Raw genomic sequence first — 16,385 nt, 5'->3', positions numbered from 1 at the left:
CGTGAACGGCCGTTGCCGAATCTCGCGGAGGCGCGTTTTGCTCTGGCTCTCATCTCCGCTATGATCGAGACAGCTGAGGCAAAACACGTCTGTCGCGCTGCTCTATAAGCGTGTCGTGGGAACAGGAAATCCCGCCTTTAGGGCGGAGATGATGTCACTGGTAGTCAGTTGCGCCGTGATCCGTCCTCGTCGGCCGAACCTTGCCGTGGGCCTCGAGTTCGTGGGCGTTCATCCGGCGTTGCAGGTCGGCGGCCGAGCCGACGACGAAGTACGTTTCACAGACGGGGCACTTGTCGACGAGTAGCTGATCGGAGGGCATATATTGGATCGATGGGGGCAGGGCAGGGGACTCGAGTTCTGTCCGTATCGACCGGTCGGAGGTGTTCGCTCATCAATCCTCTGTTTCGCCCGTCCTGTGACACTGAATTGCACAATGAGAGAACGTCTGTCGATTCCATCTGGGGCGGCTTTCTCGAGAGCGGGAACGGCCACTCGTACGGACTGCTGTACGTCATTTCCGATGCAACCGCAGGGCGGTCGCGGTTGCACCGGTACATCGGTACAGCAGACCGTATCAGTCCCGACGGCTAAACATGCGAGTGACTGCTTCGATCCCCGTCAGAGGGTCCCTGATCGCCCGTCGGTATCCCTCCCAGAGAATCGGTGCAGCCGTACCGGGGTGAGGGAGGTTGAGTTCCCACTGGAATTCGTCGTGTCGTCGGGCGGGTTCGAACAGGTTCGGGTACTCGAATTCCCACAGTCGACAACGCGACGCGGCGTGGTCCTCTCGCCGGAGGATCGCGTTCACGGCCCGCCTCGCGGCCTCGTTGGCCGACTCCATACTCGCGAGGTCCGTGTGGGTCCGGACGTAGTCGGCTGCGATGACGAGGTTCGGGATTTCGACGTCGGCCGGCGGGCGATACTGCAGCGTGTCGACGGTGTTGATCAGCAGCGGTTCGGCGTTCGAGAGCACGCCGGCGTCCTCGTCGTAGCTGAGAGCGGGATCGACGAACCACTCGAGCAGGTTCTCGTCCTCGAGAACAGACGTTTTGTGGCCGCCTCGAGTGCGCTTGTGGTTCAGATGGGCTTTCAACTGTTCCCAGACCTCCGTCGCGAGTTCCGTGGGCGTACACTCGCGTGCCGGCTTCCCGTAGACGATGCCCGGGCGGTCCCACTCGGAGACGATGACCGAGAGAACGCCGCCGACCGCACCGTCGCCGTCGTAGCGGTCGAACTCCTCCCAGAACTGCCGCTGGGAGATCGACGTCAGGGCCCACGGCGAGTCGTAGTAGATCCCGTGACCTTCGACCGTCGACACGTCCCTGGTGAGGTAAAACTGGACGCCGTTCATCCACGCGGTGTCGATCCGCTCGAGGTCCCGGAGCGACGGTGCCGCCGACTCGAGTTCGGCCGTCGTCAGCTCTCGCATCACCTCCACGGGAACTGCGGCGACGTAGTAGTCTGACTCGACGCGCTCGTCGGCCCCGTCGCGACGGAGTCGGACACCGGTGGCGCGGCCGTTTTCGCACTCGAGTGCCGTCGCCGTCGTCTCCGGAACGAGCGTGACGCCGAGGTCCTCGAGGTAGTCGACCCAGGGATCGATCCACGCGTCGTTGGTCGGTCCGTTGAGCAGACGATCGGCGTGAACCGAATCGTCGAACAGCCCGCGCATCATCTGGAGGTAGATCCGCCCGATGGTGCGGGTGCTCGAGACTTCTGGGCGCATCGCGACCAGCGACTGGGTGACGCCGTAGGCGAGGTACTTCTGGTACGCCGACGACATCGCGTCGGCGTTGACGAACTCCCACCAGGGCATCTGCTCGTACTCCTCGTCGAACCGCTGCTGGCAACTCGTCAGCAACACCAGCAGCCGATCGACGAAGAACGCCGACTCGTCCGGTGGAACCTGTCCACCGCCGAAGATCGACGCCAACCGATCACGCCACTCCTCTATGGTCCGCGGCCGTTCCGTGGTCATGACCCTCGAGGTACCCTCCGTTACCGCCTGGAGCATCTGCGTCGTCGGCACGAGGTTGTCCGCGACGGACCGGGACGCGTCAGGGCCCGATTCAACGGGCGTCCGCTCCATCGTATCGATCACGTGCCGGTAGAACCCCGGAAAAAACCGGAAGCCGTGCTCCGCCGGCAGGGAGGTGCCGTCGTCGATTCCTGGACCGGGAAAGCTCCTGGCTTTGCCGCCGAATCGGCGGTTGCGCTCGTAGACCGTCACCTCGAAGCCGCGTTCGGCGAGTTCCTGCGCCGCCGAGAGTCCGGCGACGCCGCCGCCGAGGATCGTTACCTCTGTCATCGTTTCCCTCGAGAGTGCGCACCTCGATACAGAGCGTACGTCTCGAGACGTAATACCAGTTCTCGGTAATCCGATTATCTTTATTAATCCGTTCTGTTGAAACTAAGCCCGTGGTCACCTCGGAGAGGACTGGTCTGTTCCAGGACTCGTTTGTGTCTTACTATCACCAACCTGACCGTTCTTTCGTTTCTCATCACATTTCTGACTCACCTCTCGTTTCGGAACCGATTTGACCCGGAGTTCGCCGAAGCCGTACTTCGAGTGGTTGCCGACTCGAGTGAGGCCGTTCTTCGCGGTCTCGACCGGACGATCACCTTCGTAGCCGACGACCACCCCGTGATCGACTGTTTCCAACTCGTAGACATCGCCACCTTCGACGACGTTCTCCAGTCGGTGCCGCAGCTGAGCTTCGTCGTCAACACTCCACCACCATGGTACGTCCACGTTGTTCGCCGCCGGGTACTCCGACCGGAGTACGAATGGCGTCACGAGCTCGAGGATGAACGCATCGCCATCTTTGAGCCGCGAGTAGTCCAAGTCGTCGAGATTCACGACCTGCGTGTCTTTCAGCGTGGTTGTCCCATAGCCGTAGTTGCGCTTTCCGCCGAACTGCAGCCCATCGAGCACGTCCTCGCCCAGTGGCAGTGTGTCGGGATCATCGGCGTGCAGGTAGGCGTTAATGTACCACTTCGTGGTCTGTTGCTGCTTCCTCGCGTCCTCTGGCCGCCCCGTGATCGTCTCGTGGGACAGCGCGGGCATTCCGCTCTGGATGCGAACATCGTGGGCGTTAAGTCCGTCCCTGGGGCGAGAATCCAGCAGCCACGGGTGACCAGGATGCCGGAAGAGGAAGAGATCATCGTAGCTCTCCACATCTGGGAGCGACGACCCCATGTAGGGGCGGATACCCGACTCGCTATGTTCCTCTGGGAACGTCCCAAACTGACCAGGGACGAACATCCCGTGACTGGCGTTAATGTGCTGATGGACATCGTGGTCAAGCTGCATCCCGAGCGCGTGGTAGATTGCGTTCCCTGAGACGTAGTACGGGTGACCCAGGTAGTCCATCTCGAGTTCCCAGTGTACTTGCTGTATGCGGGTCATGGGTTCTCCTCTTGGCTTTCGAAGTCCTCGATGTACTGGAGTGCGGTACTCCAACTCCAGATCCGGCGAAGGTTCGCATCGAGTACCATATCGTGCTTATCGTGATTGACGTCAAGCGGATGCTCAGTGAGCCGTGTCCAGGTGGACGCCCACGATCGCCACGGACGGCTTCCAAGGCGCGCCCACGGATTCCCACCTGCACTCTCGTCGATCCGGAGTGCAAAGCGATCGCCCGCGTAGACCGTTCGGTGGGGCACAATCTCCCCCGCGTCGTCCACAACCAACAGCAGGTCTTCGAACTCGTTACCGGCGCGGTAGTTGTTGAGCAACGCCGCTACGAGCAGCGTGTGGTACTTCAGCGAGGTGTACGAGTAGTAGATACTCTCGTTGAATCCGCTCGCTACGTCCGACGTGAGCCACGCTCGATGCATCGCCTCGGGATCGGAGCCTGTCAGTAGGTCACTGATGGCTTCAGAGAGACGTGCCCGTGAGAACTCGTCAGGGTCGTAGTGACTCTCGCCGGTCAACAGCGAGAGTCGGTAGTGCGTCTCGTGGGCGTCCACAGTCTGCTCGGGTTGGCCGTTAGGGCGCGAGAGTGCCGACGCATCGCCGTCCGCACAGTGAGGCACCGTCTGGTTCACGGACACCCTGGCGAACGTCTCGGGAGCGTAATCGTGGGGCTGACCGTTCATCTTGTGGGCGTCGTGCCGGTAGGCCGTAACCATCACATCTTGGTCGCCGTCACCCTGAAACTCGTCGAGGATAGCATTCTCGCCCATCTATGGCCCCTCCTCGATACGCTCCTCGAGCGCGTCGACGAACGCCGGGCGGTACTCTGCTTCCCAGCGATCGTCCTTCTCGTCCATCTTGTTCGTGTTGCCTTTTCCGCGGTCGAAGACCCGCTTCAACTCGCGCTCCTCGTAGAGCGGGTTGATGAGTTCACAGTCGACGATCCCCGCGCCGAAGTTGCGGGCACCGCCCAGCTGGTGCATGAAGTCGGTCTTGTGGGCATCGAGGAAGTCAATGCTCTCGGCCAGCAGGCCCAGGAACTCTGGTTTCGTCTCCCTAAACGAGAGGTGCCAGCACCCGTCGAGATTGGCCACAGCGTCGATCTCGGCGTTCCGCAGCGGTTCGCGGTTATCCTCCCGGTTGCGGGAGACGACGTTCCGATTCAGCCGTCGGTAGTGGCCTTCAGCTTGCCCGCGCGTGTAGTCCACGCTGTTGCGGACTGGATTGAACTTGATCGGACGGCGCATCACCTTGCCGGGAACGCCGCCGAAGCCACCGAAGAGATCGAAGATGACACACCCGTCGTCTTCCTTCGGATCGTCGGTACACGCGCCCTTCTCGTGGTAGCCAGCCTCGAGATCGCGACCGTAGACGCCATCCTTGCGAAAGTTCGCGTTCGCCTCACCGGGATGGCAGGCGGTGCCGCCGTACTCCTGGACGATCTCTTCCATCCCATGGCGTAGCCAGCCAGAGAGCGGGAACGCCGGAATGATCCCGCCGATCTGGTTCTGTGGGTCGTCGTCCCCGTAATTACCGTTGCTGGCGTGATGTCGATCGGTCATGATACTGTCGCCGACCACAAGTAGATCGGTCTGAATCCGGACGAACACGTCGCGGTCGATGTCCTCAATCATGATGACCGATCACCTCGGTCATCCCTTCGCGGTCAACTCGCTGGGCGATACTCACAGCGGCACTTCGGTCGCGGCACACGGTGCCGACGGGGCAATCCTCAGTTGTACACTCCAGCGTGTCGTTCTCGAGGCGACCGAGACAGCCACAGACGTGGCACTGCTGGGTCGTGTACTTCGGATTGACATACGTCACGGGAATTCCGACCTCCTGTGCTTTCAGTGCAATCGCGTGCTGGAGGGCCGGGAGCAACCACGTCCCGACATCGTCGGCCGTCCGACGTTCCCACAGTGTCGCCTCGCAGAACGATAGGTCCTCGAGCACGAGCGTTGGCGCGGAGAATCCCTGAGCGTAGCGAACGACGCGGACAGCGGCATCGTAGACCTGCGGTCGGATCTGGTGCCAGAGTGCCGCGAACAGCTGAGTCTGCCCGTCTGCGGTGTCGAATTTCGCGCCTTGGAGTGCTTGCATCGCCTCGACGAGGGTTTCGTGACGCTTCCGAACGTGGTCGCCCTCGATCACCAGCGCCGCCTCCAAGTCGCCGTTTGTTGGGGCCGCAGCGACGAGATTCTTCACCCCGACATCCACACCGACCGGCGTGGGTTCCAGTGTTCGGTCTCGGGAAGTCGTCGCGGGGAGCGGTGTGCTGCTCATCGGCTGTTCACCCACTCCTCACGGTCAGCTGGATCGTAGGCCACGCTCTCGTCGAGCGTCTCCTCGAGTTCGGTGGCCGTCCGGAAGGCGTCGAGATTCAGTGACTCGATCATCGACCCGTCCTCCGCGTGGACGCACCAGACGTTCGTCATTTGGGCGTCGTCGACCTGGCTGATCAGCACCAAATCATGGTACTCGAGAGCGATACCGTGGGGATACGCGCCCTCCATCATTTGCGTGAGGAAGTCGAACGTCGAGTACGGGACGTCCTCACGAGGCGCGATCACGTCCGTCGGCTCGGGGAGACTCATTGTGGTGCCTCGCCGCAGTTACATCCATTGTCGCGGGGACCAAGGCGGCGCATCGCTTCGACGCCACAACTGGTGCAGCGGAAGTAGTCGTGGCCCGTCGTATTCCCGTGCTTGCCGAACTTGGGAGTGAGACCTTTGGCCCAGGATCTGTCGGTCGATTCGTCCGTCGTGGCGGAACGCTGAAGTCCGCCGGATGTCTTCATTGGCATGCTTCCTTGTCTGGAAGCGCGGTCGGGCGTGCTCCAGCACGCTCCGGCCAACTTCTGACCGGTATCCCACGCCCCACATTAGCTACTATGCTCACCACATCACATAAAAGTTAGCTTTATAGCTAACATTAGCTACATAGCCAATCTCATGGCCATAGGTGCTAATGTCCAAGTGTGTGGTTCCCGTAAACCCAGATATGGGACAATACAGAGCCGTCATGACGGCGACAGATCGTGAACGAATTACTGGCGAAGCCGACGTGCCGGACAGCAAGCGGTACGAGGCTGCGAGTCGGATCCGAAAGAGAATTGAGGAACTGGAGGAAGATGCCGAAATTCTAGAGGAATACCACCCTGATTTGTACAAAGAGCTTCGGGGGGCAATTTGTGACGAATAGGTGATCTATAATGTTGAATCTATACAATAACCTTCGAAGATGTCGGACGTCGAAATTTTCGAGGGTTTCTTTCATCATAAGGTGTTGAAAAACGGACTAGGATTACCGAGAACTGATACACGTCTAGCCTAACGTAGCGGGCACGGTGAGGGTCCCTCCGACGGGAACGTTTTTACTTGCCCGCACTGACCCGAGACCGTGCGACTCGTCTTCGATCCGGGCGGCGACCGCGAGGTGCTGGCGACGGACGTCGAGACGGCCGACTCGCTCGCGAGCCAGGTCCGTGGCCTGACGTTCCGGCGATCGATCCCCGACGACTACGCGCTGGCATTTCGCTTCGCGACGGCCAGAACGCGCGACGTCCACATGCTGTTCGTCTTCGTTCCGATCGACGTCGTCTGGGTCGTCGACGGCGTCGTCCGCCGGGTCGAACGGCTCCGCCCCTGGCGCGGCTACGCCCGCGAGGAGGCAGACCTGATCGTCGAACTTCCTGCGGGTGCGGCAGCGACCGTCGACGTCGGCGACCGACTCGTCCTCGAGGAGTGATATCGTCCACCCGGCGGTACGGATCAGTCGGCGACGACGACCGATCCATCTTCGACTTTTACGTCGAGCAGGTTCGTCACCTCGACCGGCAACTCGCCAGGATCGGTGTCGACTCGACGCAAGACGACCACGACGTCGACCAGTTCCGCGCCGGCTTCCTCGAGCGCCGCACAGACCGCCCTGATCGTCCCGCCCGAAGAGAGTACGTCGTCTACGAGCAAGACCCTGTCACCGGCTTCGACGCCGTTGAGATGTAGGTCGCTCTCACCGTAGCTCGTCTCCTGGTGGACTGCCACCTCGTCGGGGAAGCCGTACGACCGCTTGCGAACGACGACGAACGGGATCTCGGTCTCGAGCGAGAGCGCCGTCGCGTGGTGAATCGCCATCGCCTCGGGGGCGACGATCTTCTCGACGTCGTCGAGGTCGACTCGCTCTCGAATGCCGTCGACGACGGCGTTCATGACGGCTGGCTCGACCGGCGGGATGCCGTCGGTCACGCCGTGGACGAAGTACTCGTATCCGTCTCGACCGACGACGGGTGCGTCGCGAAGTGAACGTGCGAGCGGCCGGAGCTTCCTGTCCATACTCGTGACGACGATACGACGGGATCGGGGATGGATGTTCCGCTCCCGTGGTCGGCAAATATCTGTCTAGCCAACGCCGTTTTATAGGAGACGGTACAACGTCGCCTTACACATGGCACGAGATACGCCCACTGTGGAGGATAGAGGAAGTCGCCGCAAGGCGGCTGGCCGAGAAATTCGCCCCCGAAACTGATTCTCACTCCTTCATGGTAGGCCGTGACGGACTCGACGGAGACGACGATCGGACTGTTAAACTGCTCGACACGACGCTTCGTGACGGTGAGCAAGCGCCAGGCGTCTCGCTGTCACCCGACGAGAAAGTCGAAATCGCCCGCGCGCTAGAGCGTGCCGGCGTCGACGTGATCGAAGCCGGCAGCGCCTGCACCGGCCCCGGCGAACGCCAGGGCATCTCCCGCGTGACCGACCTCGACCTGGACGCTCGAGTGACGAGCTTCTGTCGTGGACTGAAAAACGACGTCGACCTCGCACTCGACTGTGACGTCGACGGCATCCACCTCGTCGTTCCGGCGAGCGACCGCCACGTCGAGGGGAAAGTCGGTAGCACCCGCGAGAGCAACCTCGAGACGACCGCGGAACTCGTCGCGTACGCGAAAGACAACGATCTCTGGGTCGAGGTCATCGGCGAGGACGGCTCGCGGGCCGACCTCGACTACCTCGAGGAGCTGATGGAGACGGCACTCGAGGCCGGCGCAGATCGAATCTGTTTCGCCGACACGGTCGGCCACACGGGTCCCGAACGGACCTACGAGGCCGTCTCGCGACTGGCGGAACTCGGGCCCGTAAGCGCCCACACCCACGACGACCTCGGACTCGGCGTGACCAACGCGCTCGCCGCGATCGCCGCCGGTGCGGACATGGTCCACTGTACCGTCAACGGGCTGGGCGAGCGCGCCGGCAACGTCGCCCTGGAGGAGGTCGCGATCGCCCTCTCGCACGTTTACGGCGTCGAGACGCTCGAACTCGAGGAGGTGTACGACCTCGCACAGATCGTCTCGCGAACGACCGGCGTCGCGCTCCCCCCGAACAAAGCGGTCATCGGCGAGAACGCCTTCACCCACGAGAGCGGCATCCACACCGACGGCACGCTCAAAGACGAGAAGATGTACGAGCCCTACGCTCCCGAGACCGTCGGCCGGGAGCGACGGCTCGCCCTCGGCAAACACACCGGCCGTGCTGGCGTCGAGGCCACGCTCGAGGAACACGGCGTCGAGGCGACCGACGACGAGGTCGCCGAAATCGCCACTCGAGTCACGGAACTCGGCGACCGCGGCCGTCGGGTCACCGACGCCGACCTGCTCGCGATCGCAGAGGACGTCACCGGTGACGACCGCGAGCGAACCGTCGAACTGCGCGATCTCACCGCGACCAGCGGCGGTGCGGTCCCGACCGCCAGCGTCAGACTCGACGTCGCCGGCGAGGAACGCGTCGCCGCCGGAACCGGTTCCGGCCCCGTCGACGCGGCCGTCTCCGCCGTTCGCGAGGCGCTCGGCTCGGCCGCCGACGCCGAACTCGACTCGTACCACGTCGACGCCGTCACCGGCGGCACCGACGCCGTCGTCACCGTCGAGGTGACGATGTCTCGCGACGATCGCAGCGTCACCGTTGCCAGAAGCGAAGGCGACATCACCCGCGCGAGCGTCCAGGCGATGGTCGACGCGCTCGACCGCTTACTCGAGAACGAGCGGGACCTGACGGTGCCGGCAGACGACTAGTGGCGTCTCGAGCCTGCACTGCAGGGTCGAATCCGGTGGTGTGGGTCGATTCGACCGTGCAGTCGACGCTCGGGAGGGTACTAGCGCTCGCTACCCGTCGCCGGAGAACGGCCCCTGACTGATCACGTTTTTCGGATCCAGCAGGTAGACGCCCGCCAGAAACAGCGCCACGATCACGACGAACAGCCGGGCGGCTGCGTTTGCCGAGGACGGAACTGTCGGCTCGAGCGTACTCACCATCACGGCCGCGACTGCGATCCAGAGCGCACCGACGACCAGTCGCTGTCGAAACTCCATAACCGGGGTTGGAGACGCAGCGTATGAAAAGATCCGGGTCGGGAGGTGGTGAGGGGGTGGGAATCGCCCGCGATTCTCGCTGAGCGGGCGAGAGGTGAGTGGCGACGCGGCGTATTTGTAATCCGGCTGTTACCGGATCGTTTCGTCCGTGTGTTCTTTCGCAACGGAACCGTCGTGGACGTATGACGGCCGTACCGACCGGCTATCGGTCGCAATCCGTATATAACAAATCGTGTGACAGTCATCCGACTTGACTGCCAATGGCCGACAATCAACGGAGCCGACGGCAGACCAGCGACAGTAGCAACGGCGACAGTGGCGGCGTCCCGCGACGATCGTACCTGCGAGTGCTCGGGGCACTCGGTGGTGCCGGACTCGTTAGCGCGTACGCGACCAGTGACCGATCGGGCGTCGTCGCCGCACAGCAAGACGAGCGGGCCGATCCGCGACGACTGACGGTCGCGGATTCGGGAACGACCGTCGCCGACGGCGTTTCCCACCTCGACTTCGCCGACGGGCTCTCGGCCGTCGAGAGCGAAGCCGGCGTGCGAATCGACGCCGACGGCGATTCCGCGACGAATCCGCACGTCGTCGACGTGAGCGACGACCTGGGCGTCGAGCCCGAACAGGACGACGTCTGGGGTGCGATCTACGACCACTACTCGTCGTTCGACGACCCGACCGACCGCTGTCACGAGTACGTGATTCCGTCGGGAACGTGGTACGTCGAGACCGACGACATCGAACTGTTCGCACACGAGTACTTCGGCGTCGTCGGTGAACCGTTCGCCGTCCTCGAGGTCACCGACCAGGACGTCGACCGCATGATGACCGTCGGGACGATCGACGAGTCGCTCCCGCACGCCCAGCGGACGGTGATGAAGAACCTCCGCGTCGACATTCGCGGCGAGTACGACACCGGTATCGGACGGTGGCACACCTACGGGTACGGCCACGTCGAGAACGTCGAACTCCGCGGGCGACGCGACAGGCTCAACCCCGAGTACGGCGGCGACCGACACACCCTGAAAGTCGACGGTATCCGCCCCGAGGCGACGAACGCGATCAGAAACGTTCGATTCACCCACGGCGATACGAATTACGAGTCGCGAGACACGGGCGTCGGTCACGCGATCCCCTTCGCCGCCGAAATCTACCACAGGGGAACGAACATCTGGGAACAATGCCAGGTTTCGGGGTTCCTCGACAACGGGATCTACGTCTCGAACAACTCCGGACGGAACCTCGTCGTCGGTTGTCGTGCGCACAACAATGCCGGCGCGAACGTTCGCGTCGGTCCGAACGACGTCGTGCTCAACACCAAGATCGTAATGGACGAACACCCGGGCCAGCCGTGGGCTGGACTCTGGCTCGACGGTGAAATTTCCGGTGGCGGACAGGTCGTCGATGGCCTACACTGCATCAATCACGTCCGGAAGAACACCGAGATCGTCCGCTGTACGCAGGCCGGCCCGGCCAGACTGTCGAACGTCCACATCACCGACGACGGCGGCGACGGACGGGCGATCCGCGTCAGCGACGACGCCGCGACGCGAACGACGTTCGAGAACTGTACGATCACCGACCGCTCGAGTCCGACGGTCTCCGACTACGCGGTGTACGTCCGCTCGTCGAACGTCGTCTTCCGGGACTGTTCGTTCGACCACACCTCGCAGTCCGACGCGAGTCGCAACGGAATCTTCGTCGACGCTCGAGGCGACGCCGTCGATCAACTCGTCCTCGACAACTGTGAGGTCGACGCCGACGTTGCGAGTCTCCGGTTTTCCGACGGCGGTGTGGATCACACCGTCGACCAGTCGATCTTCCGGGCGCTCGTGACGAGCGACGCCGACGCGACCCTCTCGAACGTCCTGTGGACCGGCAACCGCCACTACGGCGAGACGAACTTCGCCGGCGTGCGGTCAGACTGGAAGGGCGACTTTAACTGGGGATTCGAGGTCTGACCGCTCGAGGGTAGTGTTTTCGCCCCTCGAGTAGCTGAAAACCGTGACTCGCGTTAGCGACCGCTCGAGCACCCGTGACCGAACGTGCTTTTATTCTGCAGTCTTCATTCGGAATATGACGCTCCTCTTTCAGCAGCTTGGAGGCAGTCTCGAGGGAATACTGTTCTCGATGATGCTCCAGATCGTCGTTATCGCCATCGGGACGTACCTCGGCGTAACGATGGCGCTGAACGCGTTCTTCGATGCGTCTTCGGGGCAAGGCGATACGGTGAACGGCGAACTCGAGGACTGAAACCGGTATTTCAGCGACGCATAGCGCCACGCACCGCTCGCCACGTTGTGTCGGGAAAACCGCCAAGAGGGAGATTTGAACAACGCCAAGACGGTCCGGGTCGCTCACGTCGTTCGCTTCCCGGGCTGCGTCTCGTCTCGTTCAAATCTCCTGTGTCCCTTCTCTGGTCTTCGCGTACTCGCAGTCGGCACGCTGTTCGTGGAAAGTGAGGTTGGAAAAGCGCCGAGAGGGAGATTTGAACCACGGTCGCAGCGAAGCTGCTCCCTGATTCAAATCTCCTGTGTCCCTTCTCTGGTCTTCGCGTACTCGCAGTCGGCACGCTGTTCGTGGAAAGTGAGGTTGGAAAAGCGCCGAGAGGGAGATTTGAACTCCCGAGTCCGTGAGGACAGCAGATTTCGAATCTGCCGCCTTGGCCGGGCTAGGCTATCTCGGCTCACCTATACCTACCCGGCAGACGATTTTATTGGTTTCGATTCGTCTCTCCGCGTGCGAACGACCCACGCCCGCGTCTGTCGGATCGACGGAAGACATATAGACGAGGCGACGAGTAGCACGCCCATGGACGTAACCCAGGCGAGCGAGGAGTGTGCGGCCGTCCTCGAGGCGGTCGGCGACGCCGTCGTCTGTGACCGCGAGTTCCTCGAGACGGTCCTCGTGGGCGTCGTCGGCCGCGGCCACGTCCTCATCGAGGACGTTCCAGGGACCGGCAAGACGCTCACCGCTCGCAGCGTCGCCAGCGCGCTCGGCCTCTCCTTTTCACGAATCCAGTTTACGCCCGATCTGTTGCCGACCGACGTGACCGGGACCCACGTCTTCGACGAGCGGGATCGGACGTTCGAGTTCAGGGAGGGGCCGATCTTCGGCAACGTCGTCCTCGCCGACGAGATCAATCGCGCGCCGCCGAAGACCCAGGCCGCACTGCTCGAGGCGATGGAGGAAGGACAGGTCACCGTCGACGGGGAGACCAGGACGCTGCCGCAGCCGTTTTTCGTCATCGCGACGCAGAACCCGGTCGAACAGGAGGGGACGTTTCCGCTGCCCGAAGCCCAGGTCGACCGCTTTCTCGTCAAGACCGCGATGGGCTATCCCGACGAGGAAGGCGAGGTCGAACTCCTCCAGCGTCGCGTCGACCGCGAGACGATGAGCCCAGCAGTCGACGCAGTCCTGGAACCCGACCGCGTCGCTCGCCTCCGGCAGGTCCCGGAGACGATCCGCGTCGACGAGGACGTCCTCGAGTACGTCGCGGCGCTCGCTCGCCGAACGCGGACCGACGGTCGCGTCGAGGTCGGCGTCTCGCCCCGCGGAACGCAGCGACTGTTCGAGGCCGCCCGGGCGTACGCGGCGATCTCCGGCCGCGAGTACGTCACGCCGGACGACGTCAAACGCGTCGCCCAGCCAGTCATGGCCCACCGGCTCGTCCTGACGCCCGACGCGACGGTCAACGAGGTCGAGAAGGCCCAGATCGTCGAGAGCGTCCTCGAGTCGGTGCCGGTGCCGACGGTCGAGTGACGACGGCGCTCACCCGGTGTTTTTCATGCCCGCCGCGATCCCCTTGACAGTCAGCCGTAGCGTTCGCTCTTCGACGTCGGTGCGGTGGCGCTGTGCGAGCAGGTGCGTCTGCAACAGGTTCAGCGGGTCGACGTAGGGGTTTCGCCGCTCGAGGTTCTCGCCCAGCCAGTCGCGCGTGTGGAGGGTGTCTCGCTGTCCGATCGTCGTGATCAGGTCGACGGCCCGGTCGTACTCGTCGGTCACGCGAGGGAAAAAGCGCTCGCGGAGGTCCGAATCAGCGAGATCCGCGTACTCGGCGGCGATCTCGAGTTCGGTCCGAGACAGCGAGAGGGCGGCGTTGTCGAGCGTAGTTCGGAAGAACGGCCACTCGGCGTACATCTCCTGGAGCGTCTCCATCGAGCCGCCGTCGTCTCGCGGCTCATCACCGCTCGAAGTTGACGAGGAGCGTGGCTCCTCGCTCTCCAGGTAGGCGTCGATCCCCGCCGCGAGCGCGTACCAGCCCGGCAGGATACATCGCGACTGGGTCCAGGAGAACACCCACGGGATCGCCCGCAGGTCCTCGACGGTCCGTTCGCCCGACCGGGAGGCGGGGCGAGAGCCGAGGTCGAGGTCTTCGATGACCGTGATCGGCGTCGCCTGCTCGAAGTACCGGACGAACCCCTCGCTCTCCAGGAGGTCGCGGTACTCCTCGCGGGCGGCGTCGGCCATCGTCTCCATGGCGTCGAGCCACTCGTCGGCGACGTTCTCGCGGGGCTGCTCGAGTGCCTGCTTGCGCGACCGGAGCTGTGCGTTGAGCATCTGCTCGATGTTGCGCTCGGCGATTCGCGGGTTGGCGTACTTCTCGGCGATCGCCTCGCCCTGCTCGGTGAACTTGATCTGTCCCGTCACGCTGCTGTTTGGCAGCGCGAGCATCGCCTCGTTCATCGGGCCGCCGCCGCGAGAGATCGAGCCGCCACGCCCGTGGAACAGCCGCATCGTCACGTCGTAGTCGTCACAGATCGACGCCAGCCGGCGTTGGTTCCGGTACAGCGACCAGTTCGCCGCCAGGAAGCCGTTTTCCTTGTTCGAGTCCGAGTAGCCGAGCATGATCTCCTGGGTGCGTCCGCGGGCGTCGAGTGCCTGCGCGTAGGCCTCGTTCTCGAACAGCGTCCCCATGATCCGGCGAGCCCCGGAGAGGGCGGACTCGGTCTCGAGCAGCGGGACGACGTCGAGTCCCGAGTGCTCCGGGAGGGAGACGACCCCGGCCTGGTCGGCGAGAAAGAGGACCTCGAGGACGTGGCTCGGCTCCTCGGTCATCGAGATGCAGTAGGTGTCGATCGCCTCGATGCCGTACTCGGCCTGCCAGTCGGCGAGGCGGTCGAACAGCGTCAGGACGCGCGCGGCGTCCTCGGAGAGGTCGTCGGCGTCGGCGAGGTCGAGCACCGGTTCGTCCTGCAAGATCGCGTCGGTGAGCCACTCGACGCGCTCGTCTTCGTCGAACGCGGCGTAGTCGATGCCCTCGCGCTCGAGCGCCTGCGCGATGGCGTCGGTGTGTTTCTGCCGGTGATCGCGCAGGTCGAGGCTGGCCAGCGAGAAGCCGAACGTCGCGACCTGGCGACGGAGCGGATCGACGTGGGCCTCGGCGACCGTCTCCGCGCCGTTGTCCCGGAGACTGTCGGCGATCACCTCGAGGTCGGCGACCAGTTCGTCGACGTCGTCGTAGCCGCCGGGCCGGACACCGCCGACGCGCTCGAGTCGGTCCCGCATGAGTTTGAGCTTCTGGCGGTAGGGCTCGCCCGGATACCGTTCCTCGGCGGTGCGGGCGCTGCCCGGCAACCGCTCGCGGTCGGCCTCGAGTGCGGCCTCGAACGCCGGACCGACGTCGATCCGACTCCCGTCCTGGCTGAGCACGCCCGAGAGCCGTTTGAGTTCCTCGCGGTAGCGCTCGAGGATGACCTCGCGCTGGCGCTCCAGGGTGGTTGCAGTCACGTCGGGCGTGACGTACGGGTTGCCGTCGCGGTCGCTGCCGGCCCACGAGCGGAACTCGAACAGTTTGGGCAGATCGAGCGGGGCGTCGATCTCGTCCTCGAGGGCGTCGGCGAGTTCGTCGTAGACCTCGCCGACCACGTCGAACAGCGTATTTTCGAGGTACCACTGGACGTTTCGCGCCTCGTCTTCGGGTTCGGGCTGGCGCTTGCGGACCTGCGGCGTCTGCCAGAGGCTCGTCACCTCGGCGTCGACGTCGCGCCAGACCTGTCCCGCCTCCTTGTCGGTCAACAGCCGCTCGTCGAGCGTCTCGAGGTGGGTCGCCACCTCCCGAAGCTTCGCCTTGACCGTCTTCCGGCGAGCCTCCGTCGGGTGTGCGGTGAACGTCGGTTCGATCAGCACGTCCTCGAGAATCTGCTGGACGGTCGCGTGATCGGCCGCCGCGAGCTCCTCGGCGGCTGCCTCGAGGCTGTCCTCGAGCGTTCCTTCCTGGGAGCTCTGGCGGATCGCCCGCACCCGCTCGCGTTCTTCGGCGAGGTTGATGAGTTCGAAGTAGGTCGTAAACGCTCGCGCGACGACCCGCTGGCGGTGAGGAGACAGGTTCTCGAGTTCCGAGATCAGCGGCTCGCGCGACTCGAGGTCGCCCGCCCGGTAGTCGATCGCCGCCGTCCGACAGGATTCGACCGTCTCGAACGCCTGGCTGGACGTCTGTGCCTCGAGGACGTTACCCAGCAACGCCCCGAGTTCGCGGACGTCCTGGCGCACCTCCCTGTTGTGCAGTTCCATACCACGCACCTTCGCCCCGCACCTCAAAAATCCCCGCACACCCCCGAATGTTTGCCACACTCATGATCGTCCGTGAGAGACTCGAGC

17 protein-coding genes and 1 tRNA gene are annotated in these 16,385 nt (G+C 63.6%); 6 read left to right on the top strand and 12 right to left on the bottom strand.

Annotated elements, in window-relative coordinates; all coding sequences use genetic code 11:
• Positions 1-154: 154 nt before the first annotated feature.
• The 8 genes from MU558_RS17425 to MU558_RS23550 form a co-directional block, all read right to left on the bottom strand.
• Positions 155-319, bottom strand: a complete 165-nt coding sequence (locus MU558_RS17425) for a hypothetical protein (RefSeq protein WP_246969930.1) — start codon at positions 317-319, stop codon at positions 155-157.
• Between the two features lie 255 nt (positions 320-574).
• Positions 575-2,308, bottom strand: a complete 1,734-nt coding sequence (locus MU558_RS17420; protein WP_246969915.1) for a hydroxysqualene dehydroxylase — start codon at positions 2,306-2,308, stop codon at positions 575-577.
• A gap of 114 nt (positions 2,309-2,422) precedes the next feature.
• The gene (locus tag MU558_RS17415; protein ID WP_246969912.1) at positions 2,423-3,409 is read right to left on the bottom strand and encodes a hypothetical protein; all 987 of its coding nucleotides are present in this window, start codon (positions 3,407-3,409) and stop codon (positions 2,423-2,425) included.
• A complete protein-coding gene (locus MU558_RS17410) occupies positions 3,406-4,188 on the bottom strand; it encodes a DUF8168 family protein (protein WP_246969909.1) in 783 nt (260 codons plus the stop codon). The genes MU558_RS17415 and MU558_RS17410 overlap by 4 nt, the downstream gene beginning before the upstream one ends.
• A complete protein-coding gene (locus MU558_RS17405; RefSeq protein WP_246969906.1) occupies positions 4,189-5,052 on the bottom strand; it encodes a hypothetical protein in 864 nt (287 codons plus the stop codon).
• The gene (locus MU558_RS17400) at positions 5,045-5,704 is read right to left on the bottom strand and encodes a zinc ribbon domain-containing protein (protein WP_246969903.1); all 660 of its coding nucleotides are present in this window, start codon (positions 5,702-5,704) and stop codon (positions 5,045-5,047) included. The genes MU558_RS17405 and MU558_RS17400 overlap by 8 nt, the downstream gene beginning before the upstream one ends.
• Positions 5,701-6,015 carry a hypothetical protein gene (locus MU558_RS17395; protein WP_246969900.1) on the bottom strand — a complete coding sequence of 105 codons (315 nt, stop codon included), beginning with the start codon at positions 6,013-6,015 and terminating at the stop codon, positions 5,701-5,703. The genes MU558_RS17400 and MU558_RS17395 overlap by 4 nt, the downstream gene beginning before the upstream one ends.
• Positions 6,012-6,218 carry a DUF8118 domain-containing protein gene (locus MU558_RS23550; protein ID WP_486642001.1) on the bottom strand — a complete coding sequence of 69 codons (207 nt, stop codon included), beginning with the start codon at positions 6,216-6,218 and terminating at the stop codon, positions 6,012-6,014. The genes MU558_RS17395 and MU558_RS23550 overlap by 4 nt, the downstream gene beginning before the upstream one ends.
• Positions 6,219-6,421: 203 nt before the next feature.
• Between MU558_RS23550 and MU558_RS17390 the strand changes: the two genes are divergently transcribed.
• Together MU558_RS17390 and MU558_RS17385 are read left to right on the top strand one after the other, a co-directional pair.
• Positions 6,422-6,622 carry a hypothetical protein gene (locus MU558_RS17390; RefSeq protein ID WP_246969897.1) on the top strand — a complete coding sequence of 67 codons (201 nt, stop codon included), beginning with the start codon at positions 6,422-6,424 and terminating at the stop codon, positions 6,620-6,622.
• Positions 6,623-6,820: 198 nt separating this feature from the next.
• Positions 6,821-7,168 (top strand): DUF192 domain-containing protein, encoded by a 348-nt coding sequence (locus MU558_RS17385; protein ID WP_246969894.1) that lies wholly within the window; start codon positions 6,821-6,823, stop codon positions 7,166-7,168.
• 23 nt (positions 7,169-7,191) lie between these two features.
• Here MU558_RS17385 and hpt read toward each other — a convergent pair whose 3' ends face one another.
• Positions 7,192-7,752, bottom strand: coding sequence for a hypoxanthine/guanine phosphoribosyltransferase (hpt, locus tag MU558_RS17380; protein WP_246969891.1), 561 nt, complete (start codon positions 7,750-7,752; stop codon positions 7,192-7,194).
• 206 nt (positions 7,753-7,958) lie between these two features.
• Here hpt and MU558_RS17375 point away from each other — a divergent pair, with 206 nt between their 5' ends.
• Positions 7,959-9,485 (top strand): (R)-citramalate synthase, encoded by a 1,527-nt coding sequence (locus MU558_RS17375; RefSeq protein ID WP_246969888.1) that lies wholly within the window; start codon positions 7,959-7,961, stop codon positions 9,483-9,485.
• Positions 9,486-9,575: 90 nt separating this feature from the next.
• Here the strand turns inward: MU558_RS17375 and MU558_RS17370 are convergent, their stop codons facing one another.
• Entirely contained in the window at positions 9,576-9,782 is a 207-nt protein-coding gene (locus MU558_RS17370) for a hypothetical protein (RefSeq protein ID WP_246969886.1), read from the bottom strand.
• Between the two features lie 260 nt (positions 9,783-10,042).
• Here MU558_RS17370 and MU558_RS17365 point away from each other — a divergent pair, with 260 nt between their 5' ends.
• Together MU558_RS17365 and MU558_RS17360 are read left to right on the top strand one after the other, a co-directional pair.
• On the top strand, positions 10,043-11,746 hold the full coding sequence (locus tag MU558_RS17365) for a right-handed parallel beta-helix repeat-containing protein (RefSeq protein ID WP_246969883.1): 1,704 nt from the start codon (positions 10,043-10,045) through the stop codon (positions 11,744-11,746).
• A 115-nt stretch (positions 11,747-11,861) separates the two neighbouring features.
• Positions 11,862-12,038, top strand: coding sequence for a hypothetical protein (locus tag MU558_RS17360; RefSeq protein WP_246969880.1), 177 nt, complete (start codon positions 11,862-11,864; stop codon positions 12,036-12,038).
• A 348-nt stretch (positions 12,039-12,386) separates the two neighbouring features.
• Here MU558_RS17360 and MU558_RS17355 read toward each other — a convergent pair.
• Positions 12,387-12,471: transfer RNA gene (locus MU558_RS17355), tRNA-Ser, on the bottom strand.
• A gap of 125 nt (positions 12,472-12,596) precedes the next feature.
• Here MU558_RS17355 and MU558_RS17350 point away from each other — a divergent pair.
• Positions 12,597-13,547, top strand: a complete 951-nt coding sequence (locus tag MU558_RS17350) for an AAA family ATPase (RefSeq protein ID WP_246969877.1) — start codon at positions 12,597-12,599, stop codon at positions 13,545-13,547.
• Between the two features lie 9 nt (positions 13,548-13,556).
• On the opposite strand, the gene ppc is transcribed toward MU558_RS17350, so the two are convergent.
• The gene (gene ppc, locus MU558_RS17345; protein ID WP_246969874.1) at positions 13,557-16,298 is read right to left on the bottom strand and encodes a phosphoenolpyruvate carboxylase; all 2,742 of its coding nucleotides are present in this window, start codon (positions 16,296-16,298) and stop codon (positions 13,557-13,559) included.
• Positions 16,299-16,385 lie beyond the last annotated feature (87 nt).

The sequence above is a fragment of the Natribaculum luteum genome (assembly GCF_023008545.1).
In the GTDB taxonomy this organism is placed as follows: domain Archaea; phylum Halobacteriota; class Halobacteria; order Halobacteriales; family Natrialbaceae; genus Natribaculum; species Natribaculum luteum.
This window is presented reverse-complemented; position numbering and strand designations above follow the sequence as displayed.